Origin of the sequence: Paraburkholderia sp. BL25I1N1 (genome assembly GCF_003002025.1) — a bacterium.
Taxonomy (GTDB): Bacteria; Pseudomonadota; Gammaproteobacteria; order Burkholderiales; family Burkholderiaceae; genus Paraburkholderia.
This window is the reverse complement of sequence record NZ_PVZB01000020.1, coordinates 135,319-156,784: the sequence shown is the minus strand read 5'-3', so window position 1 is coordinate 156,784 and position 21,466 is coordinate 135,319. Positions and strand designations below refer to the sequence as shown.

Annotated in this window: 22 protein-coding genes; 11 read left to right on the top strand and 11 right to left on the bottom strand. The window is 63.5% G+C overall.

Going from position 1 to position 21,466, the window contains the following annotated elements; all coding sequences use genetic code 11:
* Positions 1–149: 149 nt before the first annotated feature.
* Positions 150–932, bottom strand: coding sequence for a glucose 1-dehydrogenase (locus tag B0G73_RS27805; protein ID WP_106284381.1), 783 nt, complete (start codon positions 930–932; stop codon positions 150–152).
* A 131-nt stretch (positions 933–1,063) separates the two neighbouring features.
* On the opposite strand from B0G73_RS27805, the gene B0G73_RS27800 reads away from it, so the two are divergent.
* Positions 1,064–1,972 (top strand): LysR family transcriptional regulator, encoded by a 909-nt coding sequence (locus B0G73_RS27800; protein WP_106284380.1) that lies wholly within the window; start codon positions 1,064–1,066, stop codon positions 1,970–1,972.
* Positions 1,973–1,985: 13 nt separating this feature from the next.
* Here B0G73_RS27800 and B0G73_RS27795 read toward each other — a convergent pair whose 3' ends face one another.
* Positions 1,986–3,017 (bottom strand): sensor domain-containing diguanylate cyclase, encoded by a 1,032-nt coding sequence (locus B0G73_RS27795; RefSeq protein ID WP_258193540.1) that lies wholly within the window; start codon positions 3,015–3,017, stop codon positions 1,986–1,988.
* A 236-nt stretch (positions 3,018–3,253) separates the two neighbouring features.
* Between B0G73_RS27795 and B0G73_RS27790 the strand changes: the two genes are divergently transcribed.
* The gene (locus B0G73_RS27790) at positions 3,254–4,150 is read left to right on the top strand and encodes a LysR family transcriptional regulator (protein WP_106284379.1); all 897 of its coding nucleotides are present in this window, start codon (positions 3,254–3,256) and stop codon (positions 4,148–4,150) included.
* Positions 4,151–4,189: 39 nt separating this feature from the next.
* Here B0G73_RS27790 and phnX read toward each other — a convergent pair whose 3' ends face one another.
* Entirely contained in the window at positions 4,190–4,993 is an 804-nt protein-coding gene (gene phnX, locus B0G73_RS27785) for a phosphonoacetaldehyde hydrolase (protein ID WP_106284378.1), read from the bottom strand.
* A 56-nt stretch (positions 4,994–5,049) separates the two neighbouring features.
* Positions 5,050–6,282, bottom strand: a complete 1,233-nt coding sequence (locus tag B0G73_RS27780) for a 2-aminoethylphosphonate--pyruvate transaminase (protein WP_106284377.1) — start codon at positions 6,280–6,282, stop codon at positions 5,050–5,052.
* 117 nt (positions 6,283–6,399) lie between these two features.
* Between B0G73_RS27780 and B0G73_RS27775 the strand changes: the two genes are divergently transcribed.
* On the top strand, positions 6,400–7,290 hold the full coding sequence (locus B0G73_RS27775) for a LysR substrate-binding domain-containing protein (RefSeq protein WP_106284376.1): 891 nt from the start codon (positions 6,400–6,402) through the stop codon (positions 7,288–7,290).
* Positions 7,291–7,433: 143 nt separating this feature from the next.
* On the opposite strand, the gene B0G73_RS27770 is transcribed toward B0G73_RS27775, so the two are convergent.
* Positions 7,434–8,180 carry a glucose 1-dehydrogenase gene (locus B0G73_RS27770; RefSeq protein ID WP_106284375.1) on the bottom strand — a complete coding sequence of 249 codons (747 nt, stop codon included), beginning with the start codon at positions 8,178–8,180 and terminating at the stop codon, positions 7,434–7,436.
* A 302-nt stretch (positions 8,181–8,482) separates the two neighbouring features.
* On the opposite strand from B0G73_RS27770, the gene B0G73_RS41415 reads away from it, so the two are divergent.
* Entirely contained in the window at positions 8,483–8,617 is a 135-nt protein-coding gene (locus B0G73_RS41415) for a hypothetical protein (RefSeq protein WP_258193538.1), read from the top strand.
* Here the strand turns inward: B0G73_RS41415 and B0G73_RS27765 are convergent.
* Entirely contained in the window at positions 8,614–9,363 is a 750-nt protein-coding gene (locus tag B0G73_RS27765) for a sulfite exporter TauE/SafE family protein (RefSeq protein WP_106284374.1), read from the bottom strand. The genes B0G73_RS41415 and B0G73_RS27765 overlap by 4 nt on opposite strands.
* Before the next feature lie 147 nt (positions 9,364–9,510).
* On the opposite strand from B0G73_RS27765, the gene B0G73_RS27760 reads away from it, so the two are divergent.
* Both B0G73_RS27760 and B0G73_RS27755 read left to right on the top strand, forming a co-directional pair.
* A complete protein-coding gene (locus B0G73_RS27760) occupies positions 9,511–10,395 on the top strand; it encodes a LysR family transcriptional regulator (RefSeq protein WP_106284373.1) in 885 nt (294 codons plus the stop codon).
* A 179-nt stretch (positions 10,396–10,574) separates the two neighbouring features.
* Positions 10,575–11,552, top strand: a complete 978-nt coding sequence (locus B0G73_RS27755) for a PDR/VanB family oxidoreductase (protein ID WP_106284399.1) — start codon at positions 10,575–10,577, stop codon at positions 11,550–11,552.
* A gap of 49 nt (positions 11,553–11,601) precedes the next feature.
* Here the strand turns inward: B0G73_RS27755 and catC are convergent, their stop codons facing one another.
* The 3 genes from catC to B0G73_RS27740 form a co-directional block, all read right to left on the bottom strand.
* Positions 11,602–11,892: a muconolactone Delta-isomerase gene (catC, locus tag B0G73_RS27750; protein WP_106284372.1), complete on the bottom strand. Its 291-nt coding sequence runs from the start codon at positions 11,890–11,892 to the stop codon at positions 11,602–11,604.
* A 140-nt stretch (positions 11,893–12,032) separates the two neighbouring features.
* Positions 12,033–12,941, bottom strand: coding sequence for a catechol 1,2-dioxygenase (gene catA, locus B0G73_RS27745; RefSeq protein ID WP_106284371.1), 909 nt, complete (start codon positions 12,939–12,941; stop codon positions 12,033–12,035).
* Positions 12,942–13,004: 63 nt separating this feature from the next.
* The gene (locus B0G73_RS27740) at positions 13,005–14,162 is read right to left on the bottom strand and encodes a muconate/chloromuconate family cycloisomerase (protein ID WP_106284370.1); all 1,158 of its coding nucleotides are present in this window, start codon (positions 14,160–14,162) and stop codon (positions 13,005–13,007) included.
* A gap of 103 nt (positions 14,163–14,265) precedes the next feature.
* On the opposite strand from B0G73_RS27740, the gene B0G73_RS27735 reads away from it, so the two are divergent.
* Positions 14,266–15,153 (top strand): LysR family transcriptional regulator, encoded by an 888-nt coding sequence (locus B0G73_RS27735; RefSeq protein ID WP_106284369.1) that lies wholly within the window; start codon positions 14,266–14,268, stop codon positions 15,151–15,153.
* 19 nt (positions 15,154–15,172) lie between these two features.
* Here B0G73_RS27735 and B0G73_RS27730 read toward each other — a convergent pair whose 3' ends face one another.
* Positions 15,173–16,093 carry a LysR family transcriptional regulator gene (locus tag B0G73_RS27730; RefSeq protein ID WP_106284398.1) on the bottom strand — a complete coding sequence of 307 codons (921 nt, stop codon included), beginning with the start codon at positions 16,091–16,093 and terminating at the stop codon, positions 15,173–15,175.
* Positions 16,094–16,198: 105 nt separating this feature from the next.
* Between B0G73_RS27730 and B0G73_RS27725 the strand changes: the two genes are divergently transcribed.
* Genes B0G73_RS27725 through B0G73_RS27710 form a run of 4 tightly spaced genes read left to right on the top strand, consistent with a single transcriptional unit; the run spans position 16,199 to position 19,760 of the window.
* Positions 16,199–17,482, top strand: coding sequence for a Rieske 2Fe-2S domain-containing protein (locus B0G73_RS27725; RefSeq protein ID WP_106284368.1), 1,284 nt, complete (start codon positions 16,199–16,201; stop codon positions 17,480–17,482).
* Positions 17,479–17,979 carry an aromatic-ring-hydroxylating dioxygenase subunit beta gene (locus tag B0G73_RS27720; protein WP_106284367.1) on the top strand — a complete coding sequence of 167 codons (501 nt, stop codon included), beginning with the start codon at positions 17,479–17,481 and terminating at the stop codon, positions 17,977–17,979. The genes B0G73_RS27725 and B0G73_RS27720 overlap by 4 nt, the downstream gene beginning before the upstream one ends.
* 40 nt (positions 17,980–18,019) lie before the next feature.
* The gene (locus B0G73_RS27715) at positions 18,020–18,403 is read left to right on the top strand and encodes a tautomerase family protein (protein WP_106284366.1); all 384 of its coding nucleotides are present in this window, start codon (positions 18,020–18,022) and stop codon (positions 18,401–18,403) included.
* 40 nt (positions 18,404–18,443) lie between these two features.
* Positions 18,444–19,760 carry an MFS transporter gene (locus B0G73_RS27710; RefSeq protein ID WP_106284365.1) on the top strand — a complete coding sequence of 439 codons (1,317 nt, stop codon included), beginning with the start codon at positions 18,444–18,446 and terminating at the stop codon, positions 19,758–19,760.
* A 10-nt stretch (positions 19,761–19,770) separates the two neighbouring features.
* Here the strand turns inward: B0G73_RS27710 and B0G73_RS27705 are convergent, their stop codons facing one another.
* Entirely contained in the window at positions 19,771–21,267 is a 1,497-nt protein-coding gene (locus B0G73_RS27705; RefSeq protein WP_106284364.1) for an ATP-binding protein, read from the bottom strand.
* Positions 21,268–21,466: the final 199 nt, after the last annotated feature.

Sequence of the window (21,466 nt, the reverse complement as noted above, 5' to 3'; positions counted from 1 at the left end):
GCGGACGCGCGCCTGAGAAACTCAATCCATTCGCTCGATGACAATCGGAATGTTTTGCTGCATGCGTCGTGGCCTTTGGCGCTTCACATGCAAAAAAGGCCGGAAAATCCGGCCTTTTCACGTGAGGACCCGACGATTGCCTGGTAGTGCTACACCTGCGCCATGCCGCCGTCGACAGCCATTTCGATCCCCGTGATGTAGCTCGCGTCGTCGGAAGCCAGGAACGAGACGGCCTTGGCGATCTCGTCCGGTTCGCCCACGCGACCAAGCGGCGTCGTTTCGCTGGCCTGCTGGGTGAAAGCGGCGATCTGCTCGTCGCTCATGCCCAGTTCGGACTTGTAGGCCGGCGTCACCACCACGCCGGGCGCTACCACGTTGACGCGAATTCCACGGCCTTTGAGATCGGTCGCCCACGTACGCGCGAACGAGCGCAGCGCGGCCTTGGTCGCCGCATATACGCCGAAGGCCGGCATGCCCTTGTTCCCGGCGATCGAACCGGTAATGACGATCGCGCTGCCGGGACGCATCAACGGCAAGGCTTTCTGCACCGTGAACAGCGTGCCTTTGACGTTGATGCCGAAGTACTTGTCGAACTGCGCCTCGGTGATCGCGCCGAGCGGCGAGAACTCGCCGCCGCCCGCATTCGCGAACAGAATGTCGAGCCGGTCATGGGCGGCCTGCACCGTGCTGAACATCCGGTCGAGGTCGTCGGCTGAAGAAACGTCCGCGCGAATCGCAATGGCGCCGTGGCCGATGCGCGCCACGGCGTCGTCGAGTTCGGCCTGACGCCGGCCGGTGATGTAAACAGTCGCGCCTTCCTGAGCGAAACGCGTGGCGGCGGCGAAGCCGATGCCGCTGCTGCCGCCCGTCACCAGCACGATCTTGCCGGCGTGTTTGCGGGGATTGACGTTATTGAGTGTGGACGTGTTCATGATTTGCTCCTGGGTTTGTGAGGTCGGTTGACCATGACGACGAGCTTATTCCATGCGCGAATAGAGATAAATAGGTATTCTGTGACTTCTTTATCCACATGCGTGGATAATCATCGGGAAATGGAGTCGTTATGGATCATTTGCAGGCCATCCGCATCTTTGCGCGGGTGGTGGAAACCGGCGGCTTCGGCCGGGCGGCGCAGTCGCTGCAGATGCCGAACGCAACGGTCAGCAAGTGGGTGAAGTCGCTGGAAGATCATCTGGGCGTGAAACTGCTCGAACGCAGCACGCGCAGCGTCAGCGTCACGACGGACGGCGCGGCGTATTACGAGCGTACGCGGCATTTGCTAAGTGAACTCGACGATATCGAAGCGACCTTGGGCCGCGACCACGCGAATCCGCGCGGCGTGCTGCGGGTCGACAGCGGCGGCTCGACCGCGAGCGGCATTCTGATTCCCGCGCTGCCCGAATTTTGCGCGCGCTATCCGGACATTCAGGTGCGTCTGAGCGTGACGGACCGGACCGCCGATCTGATCGCGGAGAACATCGACTGCGCGATTCGCAGCACGGGAGACGATCCCAATCTGGTCACGCACGCCATCGGCACGCTGCGCTGGACCACGTGTGCGAGCCCGGCGTACCTGGCCGAACGTGGCACGCCTGTGCATCCGCGCCAGATCGTTGATGATCGGCACGCGGTGGCCGGCTATTTTTCAGCGAGCAGCGGACTCGCGCAGCCCTTGCATTTCCTGAAGGACGGCGAGCGCATCGTGCTCGACAAGGTTCGCAATACGGTGATGGTGAGCGAAAGCAATGCTCATCTGGCCACGGCGCTGGCGGGACTCGGCATCGTTCATACGCTGGATTTCATGGTGGGGCCGGCCGTGCAGCGCGGCGAGCTCGTGCCGATTCTGACGGACTGGCGGCCGGAGCCGCTGCAGGTTTATCTCGTCTATCCGCCGAGCCGCCGTTACAGCGCCAAACTCCGCGTGTTCGCCGACTGGGTGAGCCGGCTCTGCGGGGAGCTTGAGACCGCCTGAACGCGCAGGCGCGTTACGCCATCGTCACCCGGTTTCGACCGCTATGTTTCGATCGATACAGCGCGCGATCCGCGCTCGCGAAACCGTCGCGATGCGCCGGCCGTGACGCCTCGCTGATGCGCGTCAACGACGCGCCCACGCTCACGGTCACCCTGCCGAGCGGCGACGCGCGATGCTCGATCGCCAGATCCTCCACGCCCTGGCGAAGCGTGGCGAGTGTGTCTTCGAGCGCCGCGCGCTCCGCGTGCAGCACCAGCAGGCCGAACTCCTCACCGCCCATGCGCCCCACAATGATGCGTTCGCCGTCGGCCGCGGCCTGCATCACCGAGGCCACTTTGCGCAGGCATTGATCGCCGGCCTGGTGGCCGTAGGTATCGTTGTATTGCTTGAACCAGTCCACGTCGACCACGACCGAACCCATCACGTCGCCGTCCCGCGCCTCCTTCCAGCGGCGCGTGACGCTCTCCAGCAGGAAACGACGGTTGTACAACTGCGTCAGCGGATCGATCGCGGTGGCCGTGCGCATCTTCAGATCGTTCTCGATCATCGCGCGCAGGTGGTAGAACACGCCGCGCTGCCCCGCGTCGAGGCGGCCGGGCGCAGGGTCCATCGCGCACAAGGCGCCGACGATCTCGCCATTGGGCGCGCGCAGCGCGATCGCCGCGTAGAAACGCACGAACGGATGCCGCTGCACCAGCATGCATTCGCCGAAACGCGTGTCGTCGTGCGCATCCTCGATGACGAACAACTCCTCGTCGCGCACCGCATAGTCGGCGAGCGAGCGGGCTCGCGTGACGAGCGGCATCGCCATGCCGACCTCGGCGCGGTAATGCTGGTATTCCTCATCGAGCAGCGTGATCGCGGTGATCGCCGCGCCGGTCACGCTCTTGAGAATTTCCGCCGCGTGGGTGAAGCATTCGCGCATCACCTGATCGTCGTGCAACAGCCATTCAATGACCGACGACTCCACCTCGGGTTCACCGGCGCAGGACGAATCGAACTGCATGCGGCTGGACAGACGGTCGTTACTGAAGGCGAGTTGCACGGCTGGGTTCCAGAATGTGATTAGCTCGTGTCAACGGCACAATCACGTGAAACTTGAGCAGCCGCGAAGCTTGTCGGCGCGCAAAGCCAGGCATGGCGGCGCGGATCGACGCTTGGCGCCAGGACGTACAATTCACCCGCCGGTCTCACACCGCTTGCGTCTGCTCAAGAAACGGGCAGCGCGTCCTTTTCAACAGACATTTGCACCCGCTCTCGCCGCGCGTATTTCGCATTCACATGATCAATCTCTTTCAGGCCATGCAGGCGTTCGTCAAGGTCGCCGACGCGGGCAGCTTCGCGCAGGCCGCCGAGCAACTCGGCGTCTCGACCTCGGTGGTCACGCGCCACGTGTCGAGCCTTGAAAAGCACCTCGGCATTCGCCTGTTCCAGCGCACCACGCGTAAGGTCGTGCTGACCGAAACCGGCGCCGAATATGCCGACGGCTGCCGCCTCCTGATGACCGAACTCGAAGAAGTGGAATCGCGCGCAACCACCGCGTCGAAAGAAGTCGCCGGCGATCTGCGCATCGTCGCGCTGGGCAGCTTTTCGTTATTTCGCCTCACGCCGCTGTTCGCCGAGTATCAGGCGAAGTTTCCGCGTGTGAATCTGCGCGTCACGTTGACGGAGAAACGCGTCGATCTGCTCGAAGGCGGCTTCGACGTGGGGATCGTGACCGAGCATATGATCCGCTCGGAGTCGCTGGTGGTGCGCCGGCTGATCAACTCGCACGCGGTGCCGGTGGCGTCGGCGGCTTACCTCGCGCAGGCCGGCCATCCAAAAACGCCTGCCGATCTTACGCGGCACCGCGTAATCACCGCACCGCTCGACACGAGCCCGCAGACCTGGGTGTTCGACAACGGCGAAGGCGGCGAAGACAGCATCGCGCTCGATGCGTCGTTCACCGTCAACAGCATGATCATGCAGAAACAGGCAGCGCTCGGCGCGATGGGCATCGCGCTACTGCCGCTCGAGATGGTCGACGACGAATTGCGCGCGGGCACGCTGGTGCGGATCCTTGAAGATCACGCCGTGCTCAACGGTGACGTGGCGGTGTCGCTCGTGTATCCGAGCCGGGAGTTCGTACCGCGCAAGATCCGCGAGTTTATCGATCTGGCGGTGGGGTTCTTCGAGTGATTGTGCCGGAATAGAGAGGCTTCTCGCGCCCTCACCTCGTCAAGGCCGCTCGCCTCGCGCCAAACGCGCCTCGATGTCATACACCACCGGCATCAGATCCGCGACGCTGTCGATCACATAGTGCGCGCCCGCCGCCTGCAGCTTCTCGATTGCCGCCTTGCGACGCCATGCGAACTCATCGGGCGCCAGCGCCTTGACGTCGTCTTCGGCCATGCCGAACGCGTTGCCGCTCACCGCGACGCCGACCGCCCACGTGCCGCCGTTGATGCCCTCTTCGATGCCGACTTCGGTGTCGTCCACCTTGATCGCATCCTTCGCGCGCCACACGCCCAGTTCCGGCAACGTCTTGTAGATCATGTACGGCGACGGCCGGCCTTCCGGCGTATCGCCGGTGCACACGATGCTGTCCGGCGAGAACCCCTGCGCGGCCGCGCCCGGCACGATTTCGGCCATGATCTCGCGCGTATAGCCGGTGGTCGTGCCGATCCGGATGTCGTCGCTGCGCAGCGCGCTCGCCACGTCAGCCACGCCCGGAATCACCGAGCTGTAGCTCGCCGCCACGGCGATGTTCTTCGGTACGAACACGTCGTACACGGCGTCGATATCCGCTTCGCCCGGCGCGTGGCCGTACTTGTCGGCCCAAGCCTGCGCGACGCGCGGCAACGCCATCAGCGCCGCGATATGCGGACGCTTGGCCATGCCCATCGGACCGCGCGCTTCATCGATCGTGATCGGCACGCCGAACTGTTCGAAGGTCTCGACGAAGGCGCCCATCGGGGCCAGTGAACCGTAATCGACCACTGTGCCGGCCCAATCGAAAATCACTGCTTTTACGTGTTTCATTTACTTCGATCCCATGGAATTCCCAAAGCTCGCGCGATGTGCCCGAGCTGTGTGCTTCAGGCCGCGTCGGCCAATCTCTTGCGCTCTTCGAGCGCAGCCGCCGGCGGGGCGGCCTGTTCGACGCCCATCGATTCGAGCGCGTTGCCGCACGCCGCCACGACGCGGCGCATCACGTGCTCGTCCACCTGACCGATGCAGCCGATCCGGAAGCTGTCCGCCACCGTCAATTTGCCCGGATAGATGATGAAACCCTGCTGCTTCATCAATTCGTAGAAGCGCTCGAATTTGAACGACGCATGCGCCGGCGAGAAGAACGTCACGATGATCGGCGAGCGCCAGCGCGCATTCAACAGCGGCTCGAAGCCAAGGTCGTGCATGCCGGCCACCAGCACGTCGCGATTATTCGCGTAGCGCGCGAGCCGTCCGGGCTGGCCGCCTTCCATCTTGTGCAACCGCAGCGCCTCGATAAACGCGGCCACGGTGTGCGTGGGCGGCGTGAAACGCCACTGGCCGGTGCGGTTCATCACGTCCCATTGATCATGGACGTCGAGCGCGAGCGAGTGACTGCGTCCCTTCGCTTCCTGCAACGCGCCCTTGCGGGCGATCACGAATCCGAAGCCCGGCACGCCCTCGATACATTTATTCGCTGACGACACGAAGGCCTCGCAGGCAATCTCGCGCACGTCGAGCGGCACCGCGCCGAAGGCGCTCATCGAATCGATCAGCAGCTTGCGGCCCTTCTTCGCGGTGGCGGCGGCGATTTCCGCGAGCGGGTTCAGAATCCCCGAGCTGGTTTCGCAATGCACGGCGACCACGTGCGTGATGCGTGGCTCGGCGTCCAGCATGCGCTCCACTTCCGCGCCGCGCGGCGGCAGGTAGTCGCCTTTGTCGAGCAGCGTAAAGGCGCGGCCGAGATAACCGAGCGTGGTCGCGATGCGCTTGCCGTACGCGCCGTTGGCCAGCACGAGCGCGTGGCCGTCGCGCGGAATCAGACTGCCGAGCATCGCTTCGACGCAATAGCTGCCGCTGCCTTGCAGCGGCACGCAGTCGTATTCTCCCGCTGTGTCTCCGGCAATCTCCAGCAGGCTGCTGCGCAGCAGCGCCGTCATGGCGCGGAAATCGCCGTCCCACGAACCCCAGTCCCGCAGCATCGCTTCCTTGGTCGAGAACGCCGTGGTGAGCGGGCCGGGCGTCAACAGATACGGCTCGCCTTTGGCCGGCGCCGCGCACGTTACTGCGGAAGGTCCTGCGGCGTTCACGGCTGGGGAACGGTCGATCACGCTGTTCATGTCGGAATCTCCGATATCGCTGGTTCGGTACGCACACAGTACAGAAACGCGCGGTATCGGTAAAATCGATATAATTGATGTAGGTATCGCAATAACTTATAGCTCAGGGAGGCACACGTGCAATACGCGCAATTGCGGGCATTTCATGCGGTCGCGGAACATGGCGGGTTCTCCAAAGCGGCGCAGGCACTCTCGCTCACGCAGCCGGCCGTGTCGGATCACGTGCGGCGGCTCGAGCAGGATTACGGCGTCAAACTGTTCGAGCGCGGGCCGCGCGGCGTCGAGACCACCGAACTCGGCCTGCGCCTTTTCAGCGTGACGCGGCAGATGCTCAGTTGCGAGCGTGACGCGCGGCAATTGCTCGAATCGGCGGGCGGGCTGGAATCCGGCTCGCTGTCGCTGGCCGCGGACGCGCCCGACCTGGCGGTCGCGCTGATCAGCGCGTTTCGCAAGCTGCATCCGGGCATCGTCGTGACGCTGTCTATTGCGAACGCCGCGGATTGCATGCAGCGCGTGCTCTCCAGCGCCGTCGACGCGGCCATTACTGCCGCGCCGCAAGTGCACAGCCGGCTGGAGGCGCGCGTATTGCGGCGCGATCCGCTGGTCGCGATGGTGCCGGCGAGCTATCCGGTGGCGAAGAAACGCAAGCTAAGCTACGCCGAACTGGTGCAGCAGCCGATGATCTTCCGCGAGTCGCAATCCGTCACGCAGCAGTTGCTGGAGATCGAACTGGTGCGCGAATCGCTGCAAGTGGAACCGGTGATGTACGTGGACGGCCGCGAAGCGCTCGAAGAAGCAGTCGCGCAAGGCATGGGGGTTGGGGTCATCGCGCGCGCGGAATTCAACGAATCGCGGCGGATCAGGATGATTCCACTGCAGGACTGCCGGGTGCAGATGACCGAATCGCTGACGCGGCTCGCCGAGCGGCCGGGGTCGAATCTGCTGGACGCGTTGTTCGCGGTGGACCTGGTGAAACCGGCTGCGGCCACAAGCGCGCCAGCGGCGTGAAACGATAAGCCAGTTCACGCTGCTCCGGCTGAATGAGAGGACAAGCCGCCCGGCAGGCGATGCCTGCGGGCGGCTTTTCTTCCTCGTGCTGCAATATGGCGTGGCGCTCTGCGGCCACGCTTGATCCCTTCACATCGAACCGCTTAACGCGAGCCACCACTAGCAATCAGGCTTTCACCGGTCAGCCAGCGCGCGTCGTCGGAAGCGAGGAAGGCGACCACATCGGCGATATCGTCCGGCTGGCCGATACGGCCGAGCGGCGTCGTGCTTAACGCCCACGTTTCCAGGTCGGAGCCGACGATGCCGCCGGCGTGCGTGCCTTCGGTTGCGACCATGCCCGGATTCACCGAATTGACGCGAATCTTGCGCGGGCCAAGCTCACGTGCAAGCACGCCGGTGATACCGTCGACTGCGCCCTTGGTAGCGGTATAGACCGCGCTGCCCGGCGGCGTGATGCGGCTCACCACTGAACTGATATTGACGATGCTCGCACCCTCGCCGAGGTGCTTGACCGCGGCCTGCGTGGTCAACAGCAGACCCAGCACGTTCACGTTGAAGTGCTTATGAAAATGCTCTTCGGTGATCTCTTCGATCGCCGCGAATTCGTACACGCCGGAGTTGTTGACGAGAATGTCGAGACGGCCATACGTTTCCACGGCCGTATCGATAATGCCTTGCGCGTCCGCCGCTTTCGACACATCGCCCGCAACGGCCACGGCCTTGCCGCCGGCAGCGGTGATCGCCTCGACCACGCTGTCCGCGCCGGACTTGCTCGACGCATAGTTCACCACCACTGAAGCGCCTTGCGCGGCCAAAGCCTTGGCAATTGCCGCGCCGATACCTTTCGATGCACCGGTTACGACTGCAACCTTACCTGTGAGTTTGCTCATGATCGATTCCTGTAGATGGGATTGGCGCCGACGCTATCGCGAAGATTCGCGGGTTGCGGTGGAAATGCACTGGCGCTGACACTGGTGACAATGTAGGCACGTCAGCCGCGCGGATAAAGCGGCTGAAGGCGAATAGATACGTCGGTTGAGCCGAACAATCGGAAGACAGGTGACGCGAATAGCGCGAAGGCCGCCCGAATCAACCGCACGCTCTTCAAGCGCGAGTTCGATGAACGCGCATTGGCTCAGCTTCAACGGGGAACGCCGCGTTCACCAATGCCGATGACGCGGACAACTACGCCATGAATTCAGCACTTAAGCAGCAGCATGATTTGCGCGGCCACGCTGGCCAGCACCGCCAGCGCGCCGAGCGTATCCAGAATAACGTGCCACACGATATCGCTCCTTCCACACTCGTTTCACCATTGCCTGATTAAACGAATGCTCGTGCCATCAATTGAATACCCAGCCCGAGCAGACAGATAAAGAACCAGCGTCTGAACGTGTCCGCGCCGATGCGTCCGCGCACGCGCTGTCCGATCCACATGCCGAACAGCGCCGGCACCACGGCGAATAGCGACTCGCCCAGATCGCCGGCGGCAAACGCGTGCTCTCTGGTGAGGCCGATCGCCAGCGCGATGGTCGACACCGTGAACGACAAGCCGAGCGCCTGCACCAGATCCTCTTTCTTCAACGCCAGCCCTTGCAGATACGGTACTGCCGGCACGACGAACACACCAGTGCCGCCGGTGACGAGGCCCGTCACCGCGCCGATCGCGGGCGACAACCAGCGCTCGTGGCGCGCCGGCACTGACACGCGCCACGCCAGCAAACCGGCTGCGGCGTACAGCGTCAACGCGGCGCCGAGTCCGACCACGGCCCATTCGCCGCCCCCGCCCGCGATGAACGACGCGGCCGCGACCGTGCCGGCGACAATGCCGAGCAGCATCGGCCACAAGCGTTTGAGCAGCGCCCGCACGCTCGGCCCCGCGAACAGTTGCCAGACATTCGTCACGAAGGACGGCAACAGCAGCATCGCGGCGGCCTGGGCCGGCAGCATCAGCGTGCCGAGCACGCCCATGGCGACGGTCGGCAGTCCCATGCCGGTCACTCCCTTGACGAAGCCGGCGACCACGAAAGTCGCGGCGACCACGCCCGCACGCGTCGCAAACGAAGAGATCATTGGAAGGCTGTTATTGAAGTGATGCCGGCAATTTTCAATCGCCGCAAGGCCGGCCACAATGCGTAAGATACTTAGCGTGACTTAGGCTGCGGCTAAGGCTGCGACCCTGGCTGAATCCCACCGCTTCCCCATAACGATCCGTCTTCCATGCGCTTCGATCTCATCGACCTTCGCCTGTTTCTGCACATCCTCGAAACCGGCAGCATCACCCACGGCGCCGCGCGCACGAACATGTCGCTGCCGTCGGCAAGCGCGCGGCTGCGCGGCATGGAAGACGCGCTCGGCATGCCGTTGCTCGAACGCGGCCGCCGCGGTGTCGAAACCACGCCGACCGGCGACACGCTCGCGCATCACGCGCGGCTCGTGCTCGGGCAGATCGAACGCATGCAGGGTGAACTGGGCGAGCATCAGGAAGGCCGCAAAGCGTGCATCAGGCTGTGGACCAACACGGCGGCCATCACCGAGTTCCTGCCCTCCGCGATCGGTCTGTTTCTGCGCGATCATCCCAACGTGCAGATCGACCTGAAGGAGCGTCAAAGCAGCGAAACGGTCAAGGCGGTGCTGACCGGCACGGCTGAAATCGGCATCATTTCCGATGCGGTCGATCACGGCGCGCTGCAGACCTTCCCCTTCGCCATCGACAAACTCGTGCTGATCGCGAGCCGCGACGATCCGCTTGCCGCACTGCGCCGCACGACGCTGGCGGAAGTGGCGGAGCGGGAATTCATCGGGCTGAGCGCGGACAGCGCATTGCAGGCCTACCTCGGCGAGCGCGCGCTGCTGGCCGGCCAGCCGCTCAGCTTCCGCACTCACGTACGGACCTTCGACGCGATCTGCTGCATGGTCGAACAAGGCGCCGGCCTCGGTATCGTGCCGGCCACCGCAGCGAAGCGCTATCGCGGCACGCCCGGCATCCGTACGATCGAGCTGACCGATAGCTGGGCCGCGCGCCAGTTGCTGATCTGCATGCGCGATCTGAACGCAATGGCGCGGCCGGAAAAGGCGCTAGTGCGGCATCTGGCCGGAATCTGAATGTGCCGTTTGTTCCGACTGTTCCGTTTGGAATGCGCGCGCCGCACTATTATCAGTCCAGTTTATCCAACTTGCCATTTTTAATCGATTTGCTTGATTTAGCGCGGTTTCTTATCCTTGACGCACAACCGCATGCAGTTCGATGCATGCGCCGTCCGCCACTTTTTGCCGGCAAGATCATGGAAAGAACCACCTTCAACGTGCGTGTCGATAGCGTCCGCGACGAAGCGCATGGCGTGCGCTCGTTCAGCGTCTCGCGACTGGACGGGCAACCGTTCGATCACTACGAACCCGGCGCGCACATCGACGTGACCGGACCATCCGGCGTCACGCGGCAATATTCGTTGTGCGGCGACCCGGACCAGCGGGACGCGCATCTGTTCGCCGTGAAGCGTGAAGACACGTCACGCGGCGGCTCGCGTTCGCTGCATGAGGACGTCGCGGTCGGCAGCGAATTGACCATCGGCGCGCCGCGCAATCTGTTCCAACTCGCGCCTGGCGCCGAGGAACATGTGCTGATCGCCGCGGGGATCGGTGTGACACCGCTGCTGAGCATGGCGTATCGTCTGCTCAAGCAACAACAGCGCTTCGTGCTGCATTATTTCGCGCGCAGCGCGGAACACGCGGCGTTTATGCCGCTGCTCTCACGCGCGCCGTTCAGTGATTATGTGAAGCTTCACTTCGGCGTCGCTCGCGAGCAACTCGATGCGGTGCTCGGCGATTGTCTCGCGGACGCGCGCGAAGGCACGCACGTTTATACCTGCGGGCCGGCACCTTTCATGGAACGCGTGGTGGCGATCGGCGAATCGCGCCTTGCCTCCGAAGCGATCCATCTCGAACGCTTCGCTGCTGAGCCGCCGTCAACTACGAGCGCCGAATCGGCCGCGCTCGATACCTTCGACGTGCGGATCGCGAGCAGCGGCGCGACCGTGCGCGTGGACAAGGACACCACCATTGTCGCGGCACTGGCGTCGATCGGCATCGAGGTGGATACGTCGTGCGGCGAAGGGGTGTGCGGCACGTGCATGGTCGACGTGGTCAGCGGCACGCCCGAGCATCGCGACCATTGCCTGAGCAAAGCGGAACGCGCGAGCGGCAAGGTGATCTGCTGCTGCATTTCACGTGCTACGTCGCCGGTGCTGGTGCTGGATCTTTAAAGCATCAACAAGGTGCTGCATTGACAGCACCTTTCTCAAACGCCTTCTATTACCGGTCGTCGTCGCGAATCGACGACGCATGCCGGCACAGCGCGCGCACTTCGACATCCATATACGGAAACAGCGGCAACTGGCTCAGCACGTCGTGCAGATGCGCGGGGCTCTGCACGTCGAACACGCTGATATTCGCGTAGCGGCCGGCAATGCGCCACAGGTGCCGCCACACGCCCTCCTGTTGCAGCCTTTGCGACATCGCTTTCTCATCGGCCTTCAGGCGCGCGGCGCGTTCCGCATCCATATCGGCCGGAAGGTGGACGGTCATCTCAACGTGAAACAGCATGCTTGCTCTCCTCTCTGATCGGTGACTTAAAAGCCCTGGCGGCCCGGCCAATCGCGCCGCGCAACCAGGGCCGACAGATTCGTGCGATACGTGCGGGCCTTTTCTCTCAAACGCCCCGCTTCAGCCCTGCAAAAGCGGCATCAGGCTTCAGCGCGCAGACGCTCCACTTCAGCGTCCGGCAGGTTGTCGCGCTCCTTGAACAGCGTGAAGTCGAAATCGATCAGCGCGAAATTGCCGTCCACGCCATACGGTTTGCCTTCGGCGCCCTCAGCCTGCTTGACCGCCGGCACGAGACCGTCGCGCGTGGCGAAGGCGAAGTCGTCCCACAGATACGGATCGCCGTCGATGTTGATCTGCGTGGTCAGCTTGCGGAATCCAGGCGCGGATACGAAGAAGTGAATATGCGCCGGACGATGCCCATGCCGGCCGAGCTGATCGAGCAACAGTTGGGTCTGCCCTTGCGGCGGCACGCTATAGCCGACCGGCACGACGCTGCGGAAGCTGTATTTGCCTTCGGCGTCGGTACGGATCGAGCGGCGCAGATTGAAGGCCGGTTGCGATTTGTCGAAGTACGAGTAGTTGCCCAGATGGTTCGCGTGCCACACTTCGACGAGCGCGTGAGCGAGCGGCTTGCCGTCTTCGCCGAGCACGCGGCCGCGCATGATCAGCGTCTGGCCCGGATCGGTGCCGTCGTCCAGTCGCGCGTGCCCGTCGGAGACCGGCGCACCGGCCACGTACAACGGGCCTTCAATCGTGCGCGGCGTGCCGCCTTCGATGCCGGCCTTCGCCTCCGCTTCATCCAGACGCAGATCGAGAAAATGCTCGAAACCCAGACCCGCGGCCAGCAAACCGAGTTCGCCGCTCTTGCCGGCGTCGCCGAGATAATTCAGCGCGGTCCAGAATTCGGCGGGCTGCACGTCGAGATCTTCGATCGTATAGAACAGATCCTGCACGATCCGGTTGACGATCTGCCTGGTGCGCGGATTGCCTTCGCTGGTGGCGCTGTCGTTGATCTTATTGAGCAGCGCGTCGATAGCTTGCTTGTTCATGGGGTATCTCCTTCGATTGATGTTCTGGATGGCTAACGGATGAGCCTTCAGTGCTTCAATGCTTCAGTTCGTGCTGACGCTGGCGCCTTTGCGCGTATCGCGTCGCAGGTGGTCGATCTTGTCCCAGTCGAGCGTGATGCCGAGACCCGGACCTTGCGGCAAATGCAGCGCGAAATTCTCGTAGCGCAGCGGTTCGGTGAGAATCTCCTCGGTCAGCAGCAAGGGGCCGAACAGTTCCGTGCCCCACTTCAACTCGCCAAAGGTGCTGAAGAGTTGCGCGGAAGCGATCGTGCCGACCGCGCCTTCGAGCATCGTGCCGCCGTACAGATCGATGTTCGCGGCCGACGCAATGGCCGCCACGTGCGCGGCGCCCACCAGGCCGCCTGATTGCGCGATCTTCACGGCGAACACATTGGCGCCGCGCGCGCTGGCCACCGCAAATGCATCGGCCGGCCCGTGCAGCGCTTCGTCGGCCATGACCGGCACGAGAGCGAAATCGGTCAGACGCTTGAGGCCCGCGCGATTCTCCGCCGCGATGGGTTGCTCGATCAGCGTCACGCCCGCATCGGCAAAGCGCCGCGCGGCCCAGATCGCGTCGGATTCGCTCCACGCCTGGTTCACGTCGACGCGCACTTCGCCGCGTCCTTCCACCGCTTTCTGGATCGCGACGACATGCGCCACGTCCTCGGCCACGGCGCGCGTGCCGATCTTCAGCTTGAACACGCGATGGCGCTTCGTCTCGTACACCTGCTCTGCTTCGTCGATATCGCGTTGCGTGTCGCCGCTCGCGAGCGTCCACGCCACGTCCACGGAATCGCGCACACGGCCGCCGAACAGTTCCGACAGCGGCACGCCGAGGCGCTGTGCCTGCGCATCGAACAACGCCGTTTCCAGCGCGGACTTCGCAAAGCGGTTGCCCTGAAACAATTCGCGCAGTTTCGCCATCGCGGCGCCTGGACGGGTCGCGTCCATGCCTTTGAGCAATGGCGCGAAATAGGTGTCGATATTGACCTTGATACTTTCCGGGCTTTCCTCGCCGTACGCGAGGCCGCCGATCGTGGTGCCCTCGCCCACGCCGACCAACCCGTCGGCGCAACGGATGCGCACCAGCACCAGCGTCTGGCAGTTCATCGTTGCGACCGAGAGGCGGTGCGGACGGATCGTCGGTACGTCGACGAGAATCGTCTCCACGCTCTCGATCTTCACGGGTGTTGCTATCATTCGTTGCTCTCCTGAACTGCTGAACCGGGAGCCCCAATAGTAGAAACAACCCGCGAAGCAGTCCAACACCGATTCCGACTACTTCCATACCGTAGGGGTATGCATGGAACTTCGCCAACTCCGCTATTTCATCGCGGTCGCCGAAGAAATGAACATCACGCGGGCGGCTCAACGTCTGCACATGACGCAGCCGCCGCTCAGCCGCCAGATCCAGCAGATCGAGGAAAGCGTCGGCCTGGCGCTGTTCGAGCGCGGCTCGCGGCCGCTGCGGTTGACCGAAGCCGGGCGGATTTTCTATGCGCAAGCCAGGCGTCTCATCGACGAAGCGGACGAACTCGCGCCGCTCACGCGCCGTCTCGCGCAACTGGCTGAGCGCGTGGTGATCGGCTTCGTGCCGTCGACTCTGTATGGCGCGCTCCCCGCGGTGATCCGCGCGTTTCGCGAGGCCGCGCCCCATATCGAGCTGTCGCTGATCGAAATGTTCACCATCGAACAACTCGGGGCGCTCAAGGGCGGGCGCATCGATGTGGGCTTCGGCCGCCTGCGTTTCGACGACGCGCAACTCGCGCGCGAGGTGCTTCTGGAAGAAAGAATGATCGCCGCATTGCCGCAAGACCATCCGCTCGCCCGACAAAAGAAGCCGCTGACGCTGGCGGCGCTGGCGCAGGAAACCTTGATCGTCTACCCGAGCACGCCGCGGCCGAGCTACGCCGATCAGCAGCTATCGGCCATGCACGATCATGCGTTGGAGCCGAAGGCGATTCATGAAGTGCGCGAATTGCAGACCGCGTTGGGCCTGGTGGCGGCGCAAGTGGGCGTGTGCCTCGTGCCGGAAAGCGTGGAAGGTTTGCGCGCGCACGGTGTGGTGTACCGGCCGATTCCGGCGGCCAACGTCGCGTCGCCGATCATCATGAGCCGCCGCTTGCAGGACGAATCGCCGACCACCACGCTGCTGTGTTCGATCGCGCGAGACCTGTTCAAAAAGGTCTGAAGTACTGAGAGCCTGGCCTTCACTTCTCGTCGAAGCGCCTCACGATATCCGCCATCAGATTGCGCAGCCACACGTTGCCCTCGTCCTGATCGAAATGCTCGTGCCAATGCATCGTGACCGCCGCAATCGGTAAGGTCACGGGCAAATCATAGATCTGAAAACCGCCGTCGCGATTGAAAATATGCGCGAGGCGGCGCGGGAGCGTAGCGAACAGATCGGTGACGGCCAATACACTCGGCAACGCCACGAAATGCGGTAGTTCCAGCGCGATATGACGCCCGACGCCTTGCGCGCGGAATTCGTCGTCGAGCGCGTGGTGGCTGTGTTCGACCGACGTGATCTGCACGTGCGACGCATCCAGAAACGCCTTCAGGCTCAGCTCTTTCGTGCGCGGCAAGCCGCGCCGCTTCCTCGTCATACACACGTACGTCTCTTCGAACAGCGCCTGATGCCGCGTGCGCGCGGTCAGCGTGGGCAGATTGCCGATGGCGAAATCGAGCCGGCTCGCGCGCAGTGCATCTTCCATTTCCTCGACCGGCAGCGGCTCGATACGCAGCTTCACACGCGGCGCCTGCCGATGCAACGCCTCGCAGATCGGCGGCAGATAGGCCAGTTCGCCCGCATCTGATAGCGACAGCCGGAAGGTCCGCGTGCTCACCGCCGGGTCGAAATGCTCCGCGTAACGCAGCGCTTCGCGCACGGTGTCGAGCGCGCGGGACACGATGGTCGACAGTTCCAGCGCGATGGGTGTGGGCTGCATGCCGGCGCGCGTGCGGATGAAGAGCGGATCGTCGAACAGCGTGCGCAAACGCCCCAGCGAATAGCTGATGGCCGGCTGCGAGAGCGCCAGCCGCTCGCCCGCACGAGTCAGGCTGCGCTCTTCGACGATCGCCTGAAAAACGCGCAGCAAATTGAGGTCGACGTGATCCAACGAGTTCATCGAGATATCCATGCGATTGATTTCATATTTCATTTTAGATCAATTTGACGCATATCAAGTAGTCAACGAAACTTGCCTTCATCGACCACCCCACCTACACGAGCCATGAGCGAATCCTCATATCAGACCGTCGATACGGGCGCGTTGTATCAGCGCGCGCAGTCCGACCGCGTGGCCCCTTCGCTGTACTACGACCCGGCTGTCTTCGAAGCGGAACTCGAGCGCATTTTCTACAAGACGTGGATCTGGGTCGCGCACGAAAGCGAGCTGCCGAATCCGGGCGACTTCCGCACCACCACGATCGGCCGCCAGCCGGTGATCGTGGTGCGCGACAAGAGCGGCGCGGTCAACGTCTTGCAGAACCGTTGCCGTCATCGCGGCGCGACCGTCTGCGAACAGCACAAAGGCAACGCGAAAGGCTTCACGTGCCCGTATCACAGCTGGACCTACGGCCTCGACGGCGCCTTGCGCGCGCTGCCGTACGGCGACGGTTACGAAGGCGTGATCGACAAGACCGAACTGCCGCTCGCCAGTCTGCGCGTGGGCATCTATCAAGGCCTGATCTTCGCGAGCTTCAATCAGGAGATCGAGCCGCTGGAAGATTTCCTCGGCGGCGCCAGGCCGTGGATCGATCTGTTCATGAAGCAAGGCGCGGGCTATCCGATCAAGGCCAACGGCGAACACCGCTTCCGCTTTAACGGCAACTGGAAGATCCAGCTCGAGAACACCACCGACCTGTATCACTTCCCCGTGGTCCACAAATCGTGGATGAAATCGATCGACGACGAAACCGCCGCCGCGATCACCAGCTTCATGACGAGCGACCAGGCCTTTTGCCGCTCGCTCGGCAACGGTCACAGCCTCGCCGTGCTGGTGCCCGAAATCGTCGATCTCGACAAGGACGACGGTGCGCCGATTCCCGAGCGCTTCGAAGAACTCGCCGCCTCGCTCGCGAAGGACCACACGCCGGAGGAAGTGCGCCGCATCGTGCGCTCGCTGATGGGCGTCGGCTTCAACCTGAATCTGTTTCCGAACCTCGCGTTGTCGATGGCGTTTTTCCGCGTACTGCGGCCCATTTCCGCGAACGAGACCGAGATCCGTCACGTCGCGCTCGCCATGGACGGCGGCCCCGAAGAAGCGAACCGCGTGCGCCTGCGCATTCACGAACACTTCCAGGGCCCGTTCGGTTTCGGCAGCCCGGACGACGCCGAAGCATGGGAGCGCGTGCAACGCGGCTCGCATGCCGGCCCCGATCTGCCGATTCTCGTCAACCGAGGCCTGAATCGCGAGAGCACCGCGCCGAACGGCGAAAAGACCGCGCACGCCACCGACGAAACCGGCATGCGCGAAGCGTACGCGCAATGGCGCACGATGATGGAGCAGGCATGATGGACGACAGGAACACGCTGTTTTCGCAGAAGACTTTTGCCGGCGCAATCGAACTCATCTGGCGCGAAGCCGAGTTGCTGGACCGCAAGGACTATCGCGAGTGGCTCACGCTGTGGGACCCGGCCGGCTTCTACGTGGTGCCGATCGAGCACGACACCACCGACTTCGCCGCCACGCTGAACTACGCGTACGACGATCAGGACATGCGCGAAAAACGCGTGCAACGCATGACGTCCGGCTATTCGGCATCGGCCACCGACGCTGCCCGCACCGTTCGCACCGTGTCGCGCTTCACGCTCACGAGCGACGCCAGCGATGAAGTCACGGTGAATTCGGCACAGGTCATCGTCGCTTATAAACGCGGCAAGTCGACGCTGTTCGCGGCGGACCTCACGCATCGCATCAGTTTCACGAGCGGCGAGCCGCGCATCGTGCAGAAGGTGATCCGTCTGATCGATTCGACCGAAGCGTTGAGCGCGATCGGTTTTCTGCTCTGATCTTCTGGTCTTCTGGTCTTCAAAAACCGTGAGTGCAGCCATGCCTACACTAGAAGTTTATTTGCCGGATGGACACTGGCCCGCGCGCAAGGCGCAGTTGATCGCGGGCCTCACTCAGGCGACCGTGAAGGCAATCGGCGCGCCCGCTGAATCGGTGCGGATTCTGCTGAGTGAACTGCCGTCGCACGATTTCGGTTCGGGCGGCGTGAGCAACGCGAATGGTCGGGCGCCGCTGCTGACCATCGTGGCGATCCTGATCGCGGGCCGCACGCCCGCGCAGAAGGAAGCACTGATCTCCGGGCTCAGCCGGACCGGCGCGGACGTGCTCGACACGCCGCTCGACGCCGCCCGCGTGATGATCAAGGACATTCCGAATACCAATTTCGGCATCGGCGGGCAGACCGCGAAATCACTGGGGCGCTAGCGCTCTTCCTTTTAGTCGACGCGAACCAACGGGCACGCAGATGCAAAACGACACGCTTTCTCCCACGGCCGGATCACCACCTGCAACCACGGCACCGGCCACCTCGCAAACCTTGCGGCGGATCATTGTCGCCTCCGTGCTCGGCAATGCGCTCGAGTGGTACGACTTTTTTCTGTACGGCACGGCCGCCGCGCTGATCTTCGGACCATTGTTCTTCCCGCTGCACGGCGATCCGCTACTCGGCACGCTGGCCGCTTTCGCGGGCTTCGCGATCGGTTTCCTCGCGCGGCCGCTGGGCGGTGTCGTGTTCGGCCATATCGGCGACCGGCATGGCCGCAAGCGCGCGCTCGTCATCACGCTGATGATGATGGGCGTGGCCACCTTCGGCATCGGCCTGTTGCCCACATTCTCGCAAGTCGGCTTTCTTGCGCCCGCTGCGCTCGTGTGTTTGCGAGTCGTACAGGGCATTGCGTCAGGCGGCGAATGGGGCGGCGGCGTGCTGCTGATCAGCGAGAGCGCGCCGGCCAATCGTCGCGGCTACTATGCGGCGTTCAGCCAATTGGGTGTGGCGGGTGGCTTCGTGTTGTCGGCGGCCGCGTTCTATCTGGTGCAGCGCCTGCCGGTGGAAAGCTTCATGTCGTGGGGCTGGCGTGTGCCGTTTCTGGCCAGCGTGCTGATCTTCGGCGTCGGCGTGTACATTCGCCGGCGCTTGCCGGAGAGCCGCGACTTCACCGCCGCCAAACCGAAGCACATGCCTGTGCTGACGGTGCTGCGCAATCATCCGAAGCAGGTCTTGCAAGCGATGGGTCTGCGCGTCGCCGAAAACGGCGGAACGTATATCTTTCTGTCGTTCGTGCTGGTGTACGGCAAGACGATCGGCGTGCCGGTTTCGGTGATGCTCGGCGGCGTGATGGCCGCCATGCTGCTCGAACTCGTGACGATCGTATTGTGGGGGCGTCTATCGGATGTGATCGGACGGCGGCCCGTATACATGATCGGCGCGCTCGGGCTGGTGGTGATCGCGTTTCCCGCCTTCTGGCTGATCGACACGCATCAACCGATGCTGGTGTTCCTCTCGCTGGTGCTCGGCCTGCCCTTCTGCCACGCGGCCATGATCGGCACACAACCCGCGTTGATGGGCGAACTGTTCCCCACTGAGGTGCGTTACTCGGGCATGGCGCTCGGCCACGAAATCGCTTCGGTGTTTTCCGGCGGGCTCGCGCCGCTCGTGGCGACCGCGCTGTATGCGCAAGTGCGCGCGCCGTGGCCGGTCGCGCTGATGCTGATCGGCTTCGGCGTGATTACCGCGCTCACGCTCGTGACGATTCCGCGCAACACCAGCACCACGCATGATTGATCTGTTGCACTCAACCGGCCGGCGCGGCGGCGAGCGGCAGCGAGAAGCTGCATTCGAGCCCGCCGTGCCGCGCCGGTTTGGCCCAGATTTCGCCACCGTGTCGCGTGACGATGTTCTTGCACAGCGAAAGTCCGATGCCGTTGCCGCCCGCTTTCGACGAAGAGAAGCCGTCGAACAGACGGCCGTGAGCATCGGCGGGAACGCCTGGGCCGTTGTCGATGACCTGGGCAATCGCATATTTGCCGCGCAGGTGCGTGACGAGGCGAAGCTCACGGCTCTCCGGGGTTACGCTTTTGTTTGTCCCCTCTCCAAGCGCTTCAATCGCGTTGAAGGCCAGATTCAATACCACCTGGCCGATCAATACACGCTCAACGTATACGGGCAGCGGCTGCGTCGCCTGCTCGATCGTGAGCGTCACGCCCGCCTCGCGCGCGCGCAACTCGATAAAGTACGCAACGTCGGCCAGTACCTCACGCAGATCCGCATGCGTCTCGCTCGGCTCGCGCTTGACGATGTAATCGCGCACACTCTTGATGATCAATGCAGCATGCTCAGCCTGACGATCGGCGCTGCGCAAACCCCATACGGCTTCGTCGATCGCAGCGGGTTGCGCGAGCCGCCGGATTGCGCCTTCGATGAAGTTGCGCACGGCGGCAAGCGGCTGGCTCAGCTCATGAGCAATGGCGGTCGCCATTTCCCCCATCGCGTTGTAACGTCCCGCATATTCGAGCAAACGCGCTTCGTTGCGTCGCGCGTCTTCCACGGCGACTTCGTCCGTCACGTCGCGAAAGTGCAGCAGCCTTCCATTCAGGTCGTTTTCGATCTCGATACGGCGGCACGTAATACGCAGCCAGCGCGGCGTGCCGTCGCGCCGCGTGATGCGGTAACGCTGCGGCGCCGACGGCTGAATCCGCGGCGCGTTCGCGAGCTGTTCCAGCAGACGCTCGCGGTCCGGCTCGCTGCAATAGTCGAGCACGGCGCCCATCGGCGCGCCCTCTTCCAGGCCGAGCACGCGGCGGCCGGATTCGCTGACGAATTCCACTTCGCCCGCGGGCGTCAGCACCGCTACGCCTTCACCAAGATCCTGCATGAATTCGCGCAACCGCGATTCGTAACGGCGCAGCGTTTGCTTGAGCGTGTCTTCGACGCTGATGTCGCGGAACTGCACCATCACCACCGTGCGCTCGCGCAGCGGCACGTAAGTGGCGATCGCCTCGGACAACATGTCGGCACCGGTGCGCGGGCGGTAACACCACTCGTAGACCTGCGGGCCTTCGGTAATCGAACGGTCCATCGCGCCGACGCCGATCTCGCGGCGGTATTTCGGAACCGGCCGCGTCATGTCCTTCGCCTTGAGCGGCAGCAATTCGGCGAGCGTGAAGCCAAGCGCCTCGCAGGCCGCGCGATTGGCCCACACGATCGCCTTGGTTTCGGCGTCGTGCAGCAGCACGCACAGCGTGAGCGCGTCGAGCAGGCGGTGGAAGTCTTCTTCGGCGGGGAAATTCATCGGGGAGTACGGCATACAGGTTCGATTACGTATGGACGGAAACATAACACCAGTGCGCGTGGTGCGCGTCTGAAGATTTCTTTAGACGACCCCGGAGCATTACCTAAAACTGCGCCCCGCGTCCCAATTGAAGCGTTCTTTTTGCATTTCTAGACTGGTCTGAATCTGCGCGGCTCGTCGTTTCGGGCCCAACGTCATG